The sequence below is a fragment of the Pollutimonas subterranea genome, from assembly GCF_002849655.1.
GTDB lineage: Bacteria > Pseudomonadota > Gammaproteobacteria > Burkholderiales > Burkholderiaceae_B > Pollutimonas > Pollutimonas subterranea.
The window spans coordinates 1-15506 of record NZ_PDNW01000011.1 but is presented as its reverse complement, the minus strand read 5'-3'; the positions used below and the strand labels follow the sequence as shown (position 1 = coordinate 15506).

6 protein-coding genes and 1 pseudogene are annotated in these 15506 nt (G+C 60.0%); 1 reads left to right on the top strand and 6 read right to left on the bottom strand.

Going from position 1 to position 15506, the window contains the following annotated elements; genetic code table 11:
* The first annotated feature begins 277 nt into the window (after positions 1 to 277).
* Positions 278 to 1567 (top strand): Glu/Leu/Phe/Val family dehydrogenase, encoded by a 1290-nt coding sequence (locus CR159_RS13230; RefSeq protein ID WP_102074437.1) that lies wholly within the window; start codon positions 278 to 280, stop codon positions 1565 to 1567.
* On the opposite strand, the gene treY is transcribed toward CR159_RS13230, so the two are convergent.
* The 6 genes and pseudogenes from treY to treS form a co-directional block, all read right to left on the bottom strand.
* Positions 1558 to 4233: a malto-oligosyltrehalose synthase gene (treY, locus tag CR159_RS13225; RefSeq protein WP_102074436.1), complete on the bottom strand. Its 2676-nt coding sequence runs from the start codon at positions 4231 to 4233 to the stop codon at positions 1558 to 1560. The genes CR159_RS13230 and treY overlap by 10 nt on opposite strands.
* A gap of 2 nt (positions 4234 to 4235) precedes the next feature.
* Positions 4236 to 6473, bottom strand: a complete 2238-nt coding sequence (malQ, locus tag CR159_RS13220; RefSeq protein WP_102074435.1) for a 4-alpha-glucanotransferase — start codon at positions 6471 to 6473, stop codon at positions 4236 to 4238.
* Complete coding sequence (gene treZ / locus CR159_RS13215) at positions 6470 to 8275, bottom strand: malto-oligosyltrehalose trehalohydrolase (RefSeq protein ID WP_102074434.1); 1806 nt, start codon at positions 8273 to 8275, stop codon at positions 6470 to 6472. The genes malQ and treZ overlap by 4 nt, the downstream gene beginning before the upstream one ends.
* 15 nt (positions 8276 to 8290) lie before the next feature.
* Positions 8291 to 10396 carry a glycogen debranching protein GlgX gene (gene glgX / locus CR159_RS13210; protein ID WP_102074433.1) on the bottom strand — a complete coding sequence of 702 codons (2106 nt, stop codon included), beginning with the start codon at positions 10394 to 10396 and terminating at the stop codon, positions 8291 to 8293.
* Positions 10393 to 12345 carry a 1,4-alpha-glucan branching protein GlgB gene (glgB, locus tag CR159_RS13205; protein WP_233208311.1) on the bottom strand — a complete coding sequence of 651 codons (1953 nt, stop codon included), beginning with the start codon at positions 12343 to 12345 and terminating at the stop codon, positions 10393 to 10395. The genes glgX and glgB overlap by 4 nt, the downstream gene beginning before the upstream one ends.
* Positions 12342 to 15383 (bottom strand): annotated as a pseudogene (gene treS / locus CR159_RS13200) (maltose alpha-D-glucosyltransferase); the annotation flags it as partial. The gene glgB and the pseudogene treS, both read right to left, overlap by 4 nt.
* Positions 15384 to 15506 lie beyond the last annotated feature (123 nt).

Here is a 15506-nt window from a genome sequence, read left to right as displayed (position 1 = left end):
TGCAGCGGCACAAGCTGAACACGTAGTCTGATGGCCGTCGGGCATCAAGGGAACGAATAAATAGTAGGGTGTTTATGTCGGACAGCTATTAACAGAAGCCGGCCCCTGCATTCCCTTGACCGCAACACCGTTGGAAACAGGCCTTATACGGAACCGTCCCCTTTTATTTTTATGGGACAAAAATTAGGGACGTAGTAAGCTTGCGGACTGAAACTGCCACCCCTGCTGCGCCGCAGGACCTGCAAAATTTCATTGTCTTAACGCTTGAGGTCAAATTATGTCTGAACATCCTACGCACACACTTCCCTCTTACTTGAATTCACACGAGTTGGGGCCGTGGGGCGTATATCTGGAACAGGTAGAGCGTGTCACGCCTTATCTGGGCAAGTTGAGCAAATGGGTTGAAACCCTCAAGCGTCCGAAGCGATCCCTGATTGTCGATGTGCCTATCGAACTCGACAACGGCACGATCGCCCACTTTGAAGGCTACCGCGTGCAGCACAACACCACCCGTGGTCCCGGCAAAGGCGGTGTACGGTTCCACCAGGATGTCACCCTGTCCGAGGTCATGGCACTGGCCGCATGGATGTCGGTCAAGACCGCGGCAGTGAACCTGCCTTTTGGCGGCGCCAAAGGCGGCATAAGAATCGATCCTCGCAACCATTCCCGAGCCGAGCTCGAGCGCATCACGCGCCGCTACACGAGCGAGATCGGCGTCATCATCGGCCCCCACAAAGATATTCCCGCTCCCGACGTCAACACCAATGCCCAGACCATGGCATGGATGATGGACACCTACTCGATGAATGAAGGCGCCACCACCACGGGCGTGGTGACCGGCAAGCCGGTGTCGCTCGGCGGCAGTCTGGGCCGGGTCGAAGCCACAGGGCGAGGGGTGTACGTGGTCGGCTGCGAAGCAGCCCGTGACAAAGGCATCTCCATTCAAGGCGCCCGAATCGCAATCCAAGGATTCGGTAACGTGGGCGGTACGGCCGCGCGGCTTTTCTATGAGGCAGGCGCCAAGATCATCGCGGTTCAAGATCACACCGGTTGCGTCCACAACGCCAATGGCCTGGAAGTGCTTTCACTGTTGAAACACGTCGAAGAACACGGCGGCGTGGCAGGCTGTTCCGACGCCGAGCCCATGTCCAGCGATGATTTCTGGGCGCTTGAAACCGAACTGCTGATTCCGGCAGCCCTGGAAAGCCAGATCCACGAAGGCAATGCCAATTCCGTGCGTGCCAAGATCGTCATCGAGGGCGCCAATGGCCCCACTACGCCCGAAGCGGACGATATCCTGACCGCCAACGGTACGCTTATCGTTCCCGATGTGCTGGCCAATGCGGGCGGCGTAACGGTCTCCTACTTCGAGTGGGTCCAGGATTTCTCCAGCTACTATTGGACAGAACCTGAGATCAACCACCGCCTTGAAGCAATGATGCGCGCCGCGTATACGTCCGTGTCGGCCGTTGCACAAGAGCATAAGGTAACGCAGCGCACCGCCGCGTTCATTACGGCATGCACGCGCATTCTTGAGTCGCGCGAAGTACGCGGCCTCTATCCTTGATCAGGCAGTAATACGGCCAATGGCTGGTCGGCAAACAAGTCGGCCAGCCTCAATACACCGTCAGGGGTGCATTGCAGGCTTGTGCCCGAGAACACATCGCGCAGGGTCACGCCGATATAGCGGCGTGGCAGTATCACGCAGGTATCTTCCCACGACGAGGTATCAATCAAGGGCACGCCGTCGTTAGTGCCGCGCCCGATCCACGCCGCCGACAGCCGCGGCACCACCACGAACACGTCGCGATCCTCCCATGCACGCAAGAACGCCAGGACGCGATTGCTTTGGGATCCCAGTACCGGCAGACCAAAGTAATCCCCGTGGGCAAAGTGACTCGCATGCTCGCGGCGCAACTGCAGCAGGCGGGCCACGACGGCCTGTTTCAAATGGCCGTTCTTCCAATTCTGGATCAATGCGGGAAAGCCGGTGCCGGTGTCCAGGGCGTCCAGGGCAAGTTGCCGGGCGGGATAATCCACTTCCCGGCGATTATCGGGGTCGACCAAGCTGAAGTCCCAAAATTCCGTACCCTGGTACAAGTCCGGCACGCCCGGGCTGCAGAGACGCAATACGGTCTGCGCCAAGCTGTTTACCGCCCCCGCAGGGGCTATCCGCGCGGCGAATTGCTCTATATCCCGAAGCAATTGCAGATTGCTGCGCCCCGCCATCAGGTTGTGAATGAAGTCGGCGCTGCGCTCCTCATAGCCGATGTTCGGCTCAAACCATCCGGAATTGAGTTTTGCCTCGCGCAAGGCTTTTATCTGCCACTGCACCACCCTATCGGCAAATAGTTGCATCCCGCGGCGATCATCGGCGGCCAGCTCAAGAGGCCAGGCACCCACCAGCGTTTGAAAAAGCATATAGCGCTCGGTACGTTGGACGGGATTGGCGGCGGCATCGATTTGTTCTGCCGCTTGCAGCCAGCGTTGGCTGGCTTGGGCCCATTGTTCCGGCATCTCGCTGAGCACGGCCAAGCGGGCGCGTACGTCTTCACCGCGCTTATGGTCATGCGTGGCCGTTGCCAGCAGGGACCGCGGCAAGCGTGCGGCACGATCAAGATTTCGCTGATGGAAGGTTTCGGGCGAGATACCCAGTACCGAGGGATCGGAGCCGACCTCGTTTCTGGAAATCAAGCGGCCGTAACGGTAGAACGTTGTATCTTCCAGGGATTTGGCCGCCAAGGGCGGCGTAAGCTGTTGAAAACGGCGAATTGCTTCAGCCTGAAGATCATGCACGTTTGCATCGGCGCCTTCAGCGGATGCCACCGGACTGGCGCCCAGCCACACGTCGAGCACTTCCAGCAATGCGTGCTCCGCCTTGCTGGCCGGGCCCAGTCCTGCCGACACGCTGCGCATGGTTCTTGCCAGGTATTCGGCGTCGGTTTCGTTGCGCCCGCTAGTCTGTGCATAGCTGCGATAGATGGGAAAGGCGACAAGCAGGTCGTCGAGCACGCGGGCAATGGCGTCCGCGGTCCAGTCCCTGGTGTAGACGCTGGCCTGGGCGAGGCGCGACAAAGCGCGCACCAATCCCTTGCGCTCCGCCACGAAATGACGCCGCAGCATCAAGCGCCTTGCATCAAGCACGAAGTCGCGCAGCGGACGGGCGTCTTGCGCCACCGATGCCCAGTGCCCGGTCAAAAGAGGTTCGCCGGCCGGATCATGCAGCACCGCTGCAGCCTGATCCATGAAGTCATAGCCGCTGGTGCCATCCACTTCCCAACGGTCGTCCAGGGTTTCACCTTCGGCAAGGATTTTCTCTACGACGAGCCATGGCTTATCCTGGCTCAACGGCCCTGGACGGGATGCCACCCTTTGTTCGAGCGCGTGATACAGCTGCCGGCAATAGGCAATGGGATCCGCGAGTCCATCGACATGGTCAATGCGCAGGCCGTCAATCAGGCCTTGCTCATAAAGACGCAGTGGCAAGGCATGCACGGCGTCGAACACCTCCTGTTTCTCGACGCTAACACCTATCAGTTCACTGATCTCGAAAAAGCGCCGCCAATTGATGCTGTCCGGTGCGCAACGCCACCATGCCAGCCGGTAGTGCTGGCGTTCCAACAACTCATGCAGACGCTGCTGCCCCTGGGACTGGCTGCTGTCGTACAGCGCCAGCACTTCCTGCGGATCTGTGTCGCCGACGGACAGGGACCCAGGCGCAAGCGGATAAGGCGTCCCATTGACGTCTATGTGGTAAGACCCGGCCGCTGCATCGAAAGCCAGGCAGATGGCGCCGCTCATCAAAGCGTGCCCATACGACTCAGGCAGGAAAGGGGCCAGCACTTTTCCATCCATGGATGCATCGGCCGGATGCCAGTCAATATCCAGCCATGAGGCATGGCGGCTTTGTTCACCGTGCTTGAGCACATCCCACCACCAGGCATTGTCCGGGTGAACCGCCATATGGTTGGGGACAATATCCAGCACCAATCCCATGCTGTGCTCTCGCAAGCATGCGAGCAGCGACTCCAGCGCCTCGATGCCGCCCAGCTCGGGGCTGACCATGGAATGATCGACCACGTCATAACCGTGCATGGACCCGGGCCTGGCGCGCGAGACCGGAGACGTATAGAGATGGCTGATGCCGAGCGCGGCGTAATAAGGCACTTGCTCACGAGCATCGTTAAGGGTAAAGCCCGCATGCAACTGCAAGCGTGTGGTGGCGCGCAACATAGTCAAGTCTTTCTCCTGGCCCGCTTGATGGCGGCAATACCGCTGGCCACCTCGGCATTATTGAAAATCTCGTCCACGCCGGCCGGCAAACACTGGATCCAGTTCGGATGCGGCGAACCGCTATGGCTGTCGCTGCCGGGAAGATTAGGCTGCTCGAGCAGCCCCAGCAAGTCTTCCAGGGAGACGATAACGATAGGAGACGGTGTCTTGCTCACGTAAGAAAGCACCGCCTCGCGCGGGGCATGCTCAGGTGGACGATCATTCGCGCTTACGCAGCCTGCATCCTGCAGGGCTTGCCAGAGCGCCGTCTTGTCGCGCTGGCGGGCGGATGCCTCTTGTGCGTCGGGCTTGCCCGACCCCCGCCACTCAAGATCGCGTCCCGACCACCAGCCGCAGATAGTGGGAAGGTCGTGTGTCGTGGGCGTCGCCATCGTCCATGCGGGCCATTGCGCGGGAGGAAGAAAGGCCGCCGCATCCACGGAATCGCCCTCTGCGGATTCCATGTCGTCAATGCCGCTTTGCAGCTCCTTGCCAGCCTGCGCATCGGGCTCGCGCCGCGTCGCGGGTGAACGTTCAAACCACAGCACACTGGTGCCCAGGATGCCTTTTTGCTCCAGTTGGTCATTGAATCCCTCCGGCACCGTTCCGAGATTTTCGCCGACCACCATTGCTTTGTGACGCCATGCTTCCAGCACCAGCAAACGCAGCATATCCTGCATGGGGTAGTGCAGATAAACGCCGTCGGCCGCACTTGCACCGGGGGGAACCAGCCACATCCGGCTCATGCCGAGAATATGGTCGATGCGAACCCCTCCCGCGTGCGCGAGCACTGCTCTAACGGTTTCAATAAACGCCGCGTAGGCATTCTGGCGCAAGGCCCGTGGCGAGAAAGCGGTGAGCCCCCAGTTTTGTCCCTCGGCCTGGAATAGATCAGGCGGCGCACCCACGGAGACCCCCTCCAGCATCTCTCCCTGCCGGCTCCATGCGTGGCTTCCGCGCGCATCGGTGCCAATGGCGAGATCCGCGATAAGCCCCACCGACATCCCTGCCTCACGCGCACTTTTCTGCGCGTGCTGCAGCCCCGCGTCGGCCATCCATTGCAGGAAAGCGTGAAAGCTCACCTCTGCTTCATGTTGCGTCGCGTAGTTCCTGACGCCTTCTCCGCGTGGGTCGTGCAGGTGAACGGGCCAATCCCGCCATCCGCTGGCCGGGCCCAATTGCGCGAGATGGTGGGCATGCAAAGCCTCGTAGCACGCATGGCTCTGCAGGGCTTCGCCCCCCTGTTGGCGGAACGCCTCAAAAGCCTGGACAAGGCCGGACGGGCCGTGTTGACGAAAATCGTCGAACACGTGCCTGAGCAGGGCCATACGCCGGGGAAGAATACTGGGCCAATCGACGACATTGATATCACCCGTGAGGTCGCCGATCGTCCCGCCCATATGCTGCAAGGCGCGGCGGACTGCTTCGTCGCCCAGCACGATCGCCGGCTGAATATAGGCGGTGTTCAAGAACAGGCGGCTGGAGGGCGCATAAGGGCTGTATCGTTGGGGGTCCGCGCTGAACATGGCATGCACGGGGCTGATCGCCAAGGCGCTGGCACCTGACTGGGCGGCATTCCGGGCCAAGCTGGCCAAGAGGCCAAAATCGCCGCCTCTTTCCCAGCCCGGCCATATGGGCGAGCGAGCCTGATCAGCCATGTCGTCAACGGCGCCCCGGGTTTCCTCGGGCGACGGACGCAGGCTGTAGACCTGGGCTGCCACTCCCCATGCGTCGCCTGTCTTTCCGGACGCCGCGTGCAGCGGCAAGCGGCACCGTTTCGGAGCGACGGCAATGGTAAGTTGCAGGTCACCGATAACTAATTGGTGGTATCCCGGCTGCTCGATGCCCGCCAGCTTGACTTGGCCCTGCCCCGCCCGTGTGGCCTTGCCGATATATTGCCTGCCATCCTCAAGCGTCAGGGTGTAGACGGGTGAACCCGTATAGTGCAGCACAAACGTTTCATTGACCGATGCCGTCACGATCATTCCCGTATTCGGCTGCCTCTCATCGTCGAGCTGCTTCAAACCTTCGGCGATCTGCTCCGGGCTTGCGCAGGCCAGGCCGAGCGCCTCGAGCATGCCGCGCAACACGGATTCATCCACGTCGCGGGACCGCCCATGCACGTCCTGCCAGCGGGGCGCCAGGCCCGCTGCCTCCGACAAACGAAGCAAGGCTGGATCGGATCGGGGTGCATGGATCACGGCATTTCCTTTGGACGGGCCGCCGCGCCAGCGTCAAGCACCAGCGTGGCGGTCATGCTGTAAGCGGGGACGCATTCCTCGATCAAGCCTCTGCCGGGCGAGTTACTGCTTTCGAAGATGACCGATTCACTCGCACGAAGCATCCCCGCGGGAAGTGCCAAGTCTTCTTCCGTAAGATTGCAATAGAGGCTCAGGACGTCACCGTTGCCCAACTCCCAACTGGCCACCAGGCATCCGTACCCCAGGACCTGCACCGATACGCTACGCGCCTCTGCCAAATACGGAGTCACGTGTTCAGCGCGCAAAGCAAGCAAATGGCGATAGTAAGCAAACCAGGATGAGGACTCTTCGTCAGCCATGTCCGCGATCAACTTGCTTTGATTCCACGTTTGCTGGTCGTTGGGATCCGGTATCCGTTCCCGGGCAGAGGGGTCGGAAAATGCACTAAAACCCGCAAACTCTTTTCGCCTGCCATCTCGCACCGCCTGCGCCAAGTCTGGATCTTCGAAACTGGTGAAGTACAGAAACGGTACCGTGGCCCCGCATTCTTCTCCCATGAATAGCATGGGTATGTGCGGGGCAAGCAGCTGGAGCGCGACGGCAGCCTTCAAGGCGTCGGTCTTGCCGGCGCAAAGCGAAATCAGACGTTCTCCCATCGCACGGTTTCCTGTTTGATCGTGATTCTGCAGGAAGAAAACAAACGCGTGCGGAGGAAGATCCGCACTCGGCTCTCCGCGCGGCTGGCCATTGCGCCAGGGGCTTGGTTCTCCCTGATAAATAAAACCTTCAGCCAGGCACCGCGCCAGCTTGCCAGTCGGGTCATCCTTGTACGACGAGTAATAGCCCTGAGTTTCGCCGGTCAGCATCACGTGCAGCACATGGTGCGCATCATCATTCCATTGGGCGTCAAATCCCTGCCCCAGCAAGCTGGCGTCGTTGTCGTCGTTTTCCAGTACCAGATGCACATACCGGTACGGATCAAGATTCTGGCGCACGAAACGCGCCATCTCAGGCAGCCAATCGGTGTCTGAGATGGCATGAACAGCATCCAGGCGCAGCCCGTCAAAGCGATACTCGCGCAGCCAGTAAAGCGCGTTCTCGGCAAAATATGCCCGCACCTGCGGCTTTCTGAAGTCGATGGCCGGACCCCACGGCGTCTTCACATCGTCACGATAGAAGTCGGGGGCATACGACGACAGATAATTGCCGTTCGGCCCGAAATGGTTGTAGACGACATCCAGGAACACCATCATCCCGAGACCATGGGCCTCATCGATCAATGCCCGCAGATCGTCAGGCGTGCCATAGGCACGATCAGGTGCGTAAGGCAGCACACCATCGTATCCCCAGTTGCGCGGTCCCGGAAAGTCGGCGATGGGCATCAGCTCGACCGCCGTGATGCCCAAGCGAGCCAGCTCCGGCAGCATCGCCTGGGCGCCGCGAAAACCACCCGCCAGTCCGACATGCAGCTCGTAAAGTACCGTTTCGGTCCAGGGGCGTCCACGCCAGGCGGTGTGCCGCCAGGGATAGGATTGCGTATCGACAACGATGCTGGCGTCGTGCACATCGCCGTCCTGAAGGCGGGAAGCCGGATCAGGAACCGAAAGCTCTGGCCCCACGCGGTAGCGATAGCGCGATCCCGGTGCACAAGCAGTTTCTATTTCATGAAACCCGTCGCCTACGGGACTCATGGCATGGGTCTCGTTTTCCAGCTCGAGTTCAACACTTGCCATCTTCGGTGCCCAGAAGCGGAAGTTGACCACGCCGCCGTCGCGCAATGTGGCGCCGAATGAATAATGCATCTTGCCTCCTCGCCGTCAGTATTCAACCACCGAACCCACCAGCAGCACGAGCCCGTGAGCCGACACCTGGATGGCTGGCTTTGTTACTGCCGTTGACGTCACCGCAGGGTCTGCCGTATCCAGCACGGCCACCCAGTCGCAGGGCGAATCCGGAACCTGGAACTCAATATCCTCGGGACCGCCATTGATCAAGAGCAAGGAAAGTTCCACCGGGCCGTCAGGCAATCGGCAGGCTCGGCGGAAACCGAGCACACGCCCTTCGGCGAATTCCCAGGCTTGCTCGGTCATGGCTGAGCCATCCATGTCGTACCAGACTATTCGCGAGACGTCCGGCAGGACATGGAAATCACTGTCCTCGAAGCGCGGCATGCGCAAGGACAAGTGGGCTCGGCGCAGCGCGATAAGGCGTGCAACGAAATCAGTCAGTTCGCGTCCATCCTTGCTGTCGGCCTGGGCCCAATCCAGCCAGGATATTTCGTTATCCTGGCAATAGGCATTGTTATTGCCTTGCTGGCTGTTACCGAACTCGTCGCCGGCCAGCAACATGGGCGTGCCGTCCGACAGGAAAACGGTCGCGAGCATTGCACGCACGACTTGCTTACGCAAGGCCAGCACCTCGGGATCGTCGGAGGGCCCTTCCACGCCAAAGTTAGTGCTGAAGTTTTCGCTATGCCCATCGGTGTTTTCGTCGCCGTTGATCTCGTTGTGTTTATCGTTGTAGCTGACCACGTCCTGGGCCGTGAAGCCATCATGCGATGCGAGGTAATTCACAGACGCCCAGGGGCGCCGGTGCCGTCCATCGAAAATCATGGGCGAGCCCATGAGCGACCCCGCTATTTCTCCGCGCAGCCCGGCCTCTCCCGTCCAGAACCGCCGTACGCCATCGCGGTATTTATCGTTCCACTCGGCAAAGCTGGGCGGATGATTGCCCAGCTGGTAGCCATCAGGCCCGGTATCCCAGGGCTCGGAGATAAGTTTCAGCCGAGACAGCACGGGGTCCTGCAAAATGGCATCGAAGAATCCCGACCCCGGATCAAAGCCGGTGCCTTCACGGCCAAGCGTTACGCCGAGATCAAAACGGAAACCGTCGATATGGTAGCTCTCGGCCCAATAGCGCAAGGAATCCATCACCATTTGCAATACGCGCGGATGCGACAGGTTGACGGTATTGCCGCAACCCGTATCATTGATGTAATACCGTTCTTCACCGGGGATCAGCCGGTAATAGCTTGCGTTGTCCAGGCCCCGCCACGATAGCGTGGGGCCCAGTTCGTTGCCCTCGGCGGTGTGGTTATAGACCACGTCTAGGATGACTTCGATGCCGGCGGCATGCAGGCGGCGAATCGCCATGCGCAAGTCGTTGATCTGCCCGTTGACCAGGTATGACGGCTCGGGTGCAAAAAAGGCCAGCGTGTTATAGCCCCAATAGTTGCGCAGGCCGCGTTCCACCAGGAAATGGTCCTGCAGGAAAGCATGGACCGGCAGCAACTCGATAGACGTGACGCCGAGCTTGAGCAAATGATCGATAAAGCGCCTGCTGCTCAGCGCTTCGCACGTTCCGCGTAGCTCAGGGCGCAAATCCTCCCTTTTCATCGAGACGCCTTTGAGGTGCGCCTCGTAGATCGTTGTTTCGGACCAAGGCGTACATGGCCGGTCTTTGGTACCCCAATTGAAATTTCCACTGGTCACGATGCTTTTGGGGACCAGCGCCGCCGAATCCCGGCGATCCTGGCTCAGGTCCGCCTTGGGATGCTGAACCCTATAACCGAACAAGGCGTCGGACCAGCGCGTCGTGCCCAGCAGCTTTCTGGCATAAGGATCGATGAGCAATTTCTGGGGATTGAAACGATGCCCATTCCTGGGATCGTAGGGTCCATAGGCGCGATACCCATACACGAGCCCAGGCCCGGCATTGGGCAGGTAGCCATGCCACACCTCGTCGGTGCATTCCGGCAAGGTCAAGCGCCGTATCTCACGGCGTCCCGCCTGATCGAAAATACATAGTTCTATCTTGCTGGCATTCGCCGAGAACACCGCAAAATTGATACCCAGGCCATCACTGTGGGCACCAAGGGGATACGGCAGGCCAGGGTCGAGCTTGTCCGGTAGGGCTAGACTCATGATTGAAATCCTTCGGGGGCAAGTATCAGGGTAGCAAGGGGGGGCAGCACAAGCGTTAGAGACTGATCATGTCCATGCATGGGATCATCGCTGGTCGCCGCCGCGCCGCCGTTTCCCATGTTTACTCCGCCGTACAGGTCGGCGTCAGTATTGATCAGTTCCACCCATCGCCCGGCGACCGGAACGCCGATGCGGTAGTCGCTGCGCGGGACGGGCGTCATGTTGCTGACGACCAGCACGCAGGCGTCACCGTGCTTGCGCAAAAACGCGAACACGCTATTTTGTTGATCGTCACCGATAATCCACGCGAAGCCTTGCGGGTCGGTGTCGCTGCCGTAAAGTGCCGGAGTAGCGCGATAGACCGTATTCAAGTCACGCACCAACCTCTGCACACCGGCATGATGGGCGTCGTCGAGCGCGGCCCAATCCAATTGCGAGTCGTGGTTCCACTCAGGTGCCTGCGCCAGTTCCGCGCCCATGAACAGCAGCTTCTTGCCAGGATGTCCGAACATGAAGCAAAAATAGGCCCGCAAATTGGCAAAGCGCTGCCAGCGGTCGCCCGGCATCTTGCCCAGCAACGATCCCTTGCCATGCACCACCTCGTCATGCGAGAGCGGCAAGACGAACCGTTCAGAGTAGGCGTACACCATGGCGAAGGTCATGTCGTGGTGGTGGAAACGCCTGTGAATAGGTTCGTATTGCATATAGCGCAGGGTGTCGTGCATCCACCCCATATTCCATTTGTACTGGAATCCCAGCCCACCGGCATCCCGGCTTGCGGTTACGCCCGGCCAAGCGGTGGACTCCTCGGCAATCATGATGGCGCCCGGGCTATGTTCCGGGACGATCGTATTGAGCTGCTGCAGAAAATCCACCGCCTCGAGATTCTCGCGCCCTCCATAGCGATTAGGCGTCCACTGCCCCGGCTCGCGGCTATAGTCCAGATAAAGCATAGAGGCCACCGCATCGACGCGCAATCCATCGACGTGATAGCGCTTTACCCACTCCAGCGCGCTGCAGAGCAAGAAATTCCTGACTTCATTGCGGCCCATGTTGTAGATCAGGGTGTTCCAATCTGGATGGAAACCCTGCTTGGGATCGGCATGCTCGTAGAGCGCCGTACCATCGAAGTCCGCCAAGCCATGCAGGTCAGACGGAAAATGGGCCGGCACCCAGTCGAGGATCACGGCCAGGCCGGCCTTGTGACAATCGTCGACGAATCGCGCGAAATCGGCAGGCGTCCCATAACGCGCCGAGGGGGCATACATGCCCAGGGGCTGGTATCCCCACGATCCGCCGAAAGGATGTTCAGTGATGGGCAGCAGTTCCAGATGCGTAAAGCCCATCGATGTCGCATACTCGATCAGCCGCTTGCCTGTCCCGGCCCATGTGCTGTGTTCCCCGTCGCCCTCCACCCACGATCCGAAATGGACTTCATAGATCGACATGGGGCTGTCAGGTTGCTGGCGCTGTCCGCGCTCCGCCATCCATGCCTCATCCGTCCATTCGAAGGCCGCCGGCTCGGTAACCACTGAAGCCGTCGCGGGCGGCATCTCGGTCTGGCGCGCCAATGGATCAGCCTTGAGGGGCAGCAGCGTCCCGTCGCGCGCAATTATCTCGAACTTGTAACGATTACCCGGTACAACGCCAGGAACGAACACTTCCCACACTCCGCACTCGCGCCGCAGGTTCATGGGGTTGCGCCTGCCGTCCCACGAATTGAAATCGCCGACCACCGCCACACGCTGCGCATTGGGCGCCCATACGGCAAAGCGCACACCGCTGCGTCCATCGATGGTCGTCACGTGGGCACCCAGACAATCGGCAAGCTGCCAATGCCGCCCTTCCGCCACCAAATGAAGATCCAGCTCGCCCAACAAAGGCCGGAATCCGGGGGTGTCTTCGCTCTCCCGAGTATTGCGCGTATCAACCATCGATTGTTCCGTCATGAGGAATTTCCTTCATCAGCTTGAGCAAGCAAACGCCTGGCGACGCGGACAAGGCCGGCCAGCGGAATAGGAACCCAGTCCGGGCGATGCGCCACTTCATAGCAGATCTCGTAGGCGGCTTTCTCGAATAAGGCCAGATCGAGCAGTTGCTGCTGCACGGCCCGATCCTGCAACACAGGGCCATCCACATCTCCGCCATCCTGTTCGGCGGCTTCCGCGGCCGTTTCCTCCAGCCCAAGGTAGTAGGCTTCCAGGAAAGCACTCGTCGCCGTCATGCAGAACTGTTCCAGCAACTCCTGCTGGTGTTGCTGCAGCGACGCCATGGGGCTCAAGGCGGCCATTTCCTGTTGAGCGGCGGGATCGGCGGACGTGTCGGTCTCCGGGTGCAGTGTCGGATCGGACACGGTATGCTGGGTCGCGCGAAACGCTGCAGTGGCGTAGTCGAACGAGCGCATCAAGCCCGCGACATCGCGCCACGGACTGGTTTTGGCGCGCCGCTCGTTCAATGGACGTACCGGCTCACCCTCGAAATCGATCAGATAGACATCGTTCTGTGCAATCAGCACCTGCCCAAGATGGAAGTCGCCATGTATTCGGGTGCGCAACGATTTCACCGACAACTGTACACGTTTGTCGACTTCGGCCATCAACGCGCTGCTATTCTCCTGCAACTCTTCCAGGTAGCTGTTTGCCTGTTCTGATAAGGCGTCCTTGGCTGCGGCGCAGGACTTCAATGCATTCGCGAACATACTGCGTATGTCCTTGGCCCATGCCTTCGCATCACTCGCGCCGGCACGTTCCGGCATGAACGCCGGGTCATCGGTGCGTTGCGCGAACACCGCATGCAGCTGCGCAAGCCGGCGGCCTATGGCCCCCGCCACCGTGGCATAACCCCGTAACTCCTCTTCGTAGTCCGCCTGGCTCTCTCCGGTCAGTGCCGCGTTCTCGAGCGTTCGCTTCAGGTAGTCCTGCGTCCATCCCCAGGCATCGCCCTGATTGGCGACGCGCGCGTGCAGCAGCGCCAGCGTATGCGGTGTACCTTCGGCATCGACCCGCACCAGCTCGCCCAGCAAGGCCGCCGAATTGGCATAGCCGCGCAGCGTCAGGTAGCGGGTCATCTCGGCTTCCGGATGCACACCGGCCGACACGTGGCGCACCAGCTTGAGGATGGCCTTGTCGCTCAGGCTTAAGGAACTATTGGATTGCTCGCCGTGAAACCATTGAATGTCCATCTCGGCGGGCCATTCCACCTCGTTCAGGCCGGGTTCACCCTGGAAATACAAGGTGAAACGCCCCTGCGATGTCTCGTAGGGAATCTCCCGATGCTCGCGCATATTTTCCAACAGCGCCAGCGCAAAATCGGGCACGGAGAATGCATCGGTGGCCAGGCCGAGTTCCGACCCGCGACGCACCCGGGCCAGTGCGTACTGCTGGGGCAGGGGCGCGACCGTCTCCGACCACAGCAAGGCCAGGGGCAGGAAATAGTTGGTGGGACCGCTATCGAGCTCGACCTCGAATTCCGCCAGGAAAAGATCAGTCTGTCCGGGCAGCGGAACGATATAGTCGATGCTGGCCGACTTGATGCGCTTATCGCCGGCAAACCAGCGTTGGCGCGACAGGTATAAAGGCAGTACCTCGTTGCACAGCACCCGGCGCGAGCCCTCCATCAACTGGTATCCGGCGCGCCTGCGCACCACCAGCGTGGCATAGTCCGGCATCTGCTCCGGCAAGGAAGCGTGCCAGGTCGGAGGCGCCGCGTTGGCGCTCAGTTCGAACCAATAGAAGCCATAGGGCGGCAGTGTCAGCAGGTAAGTCAGTTCCCCTATTGTGGGAAACGGCGTACCACCCAGCAATTCAATAGGCACCCTGCCCGCCATGGATGCAAGGTCCAGTTCCACCGGTTGCGACGCATTCGACAAATTGGCCACGCAAAGCAATACGACGCCATCGTGCTCACGCAAATAAGCCAGTATTTTTCGATTTCCCGGATACAGGAAGCGCAGGCTGCCACGACCAAAGGCATGGGTTTGCTGCCGTTTGGCCAGCATGCGGCGTGTCCAGTTCAGCAAGGAATGAGGATCGCGTTGCTGCGCCTCCACGTTGACAGCCTCATAGCCATAAAGCGGCCCCATCAATACCGGCAAGGTCAAGCGCTCCGGGTCGGCCCGCGAAAAGCCGCCATTGCGGTCGGCCGTCCATTGCATGGGCGTGCGCACCCCATCGCGATCGCCCAAGTGGATGTTGTCGCCCATGCCCAGCTCATCGCCGTAATACAGCACCGGCGTACCCGGCATGGACAACAGCAGGCTGTTCATCAGCTCGATACGGCGCCGGTCACGCTCCAGCAAGGGTGCCAGCCGACGCCGTATGCCAAGGTTGATGCGTGCCTGGCGATCGGCAGCATAGACTTCCCATAGATAATCGCGTTCGCTGCTGGTCACCATCTCCAGCGTCAATTCATCATGGTTGCGCAGGAAAATGGCCCACTGGCAGTTTTCCGGAATCTCCGGCGTCTGCTGCATGATGTCGGTGATGGGAAAACGATCGGCCCGGGCGATCGCCATGTACATGCGCGGCATCAGGGGAAAATGAAATGACATGTGGCATTCGTCGCCGTTGCCAAAGTATTCCTGCGCATCCTCGGGCCACTGATTCGCTTCAGCCAGCAATAGGCGGTCAGGATAATCGCTGTCCATCACGGCGCGTATCTCGCGCAGGACAGCATGCGTCTCGGGAAGGTTCTCGTTATTTGTTCCCTCACGCTCGACCAGGTAAGGCACGGCATCCAGGCGCAAGCCGTCTACGCCCATGTCGAGCCAATAGCGCATGACATTGATGACTTCTCTCAATACCCGCGGATTGTCGTAATTGAGATCGGGCTGGTGCGAGTAGAAACGATGCCAGAAATAGGCCCCCGCCACCGGATCCCAAGTCCAGTTGGACTTCTCCGTGTCGCAAAAAATAATACGCGTACCGGAATAAGCCTGGTCGTTATCGGACCATACATAGAAATCGCGCGCCGCGGAGCCGGGCTTAGCCCGGAAATTTCATTATTGTTGTAGAAACGGGTAGGCAATCCCGTGCCAAAGGCTTATGGTTACTGGTATTCGACGCCACAACCAAACGGGATTGCCTATGCCAAATCGTACCACTGAACATCT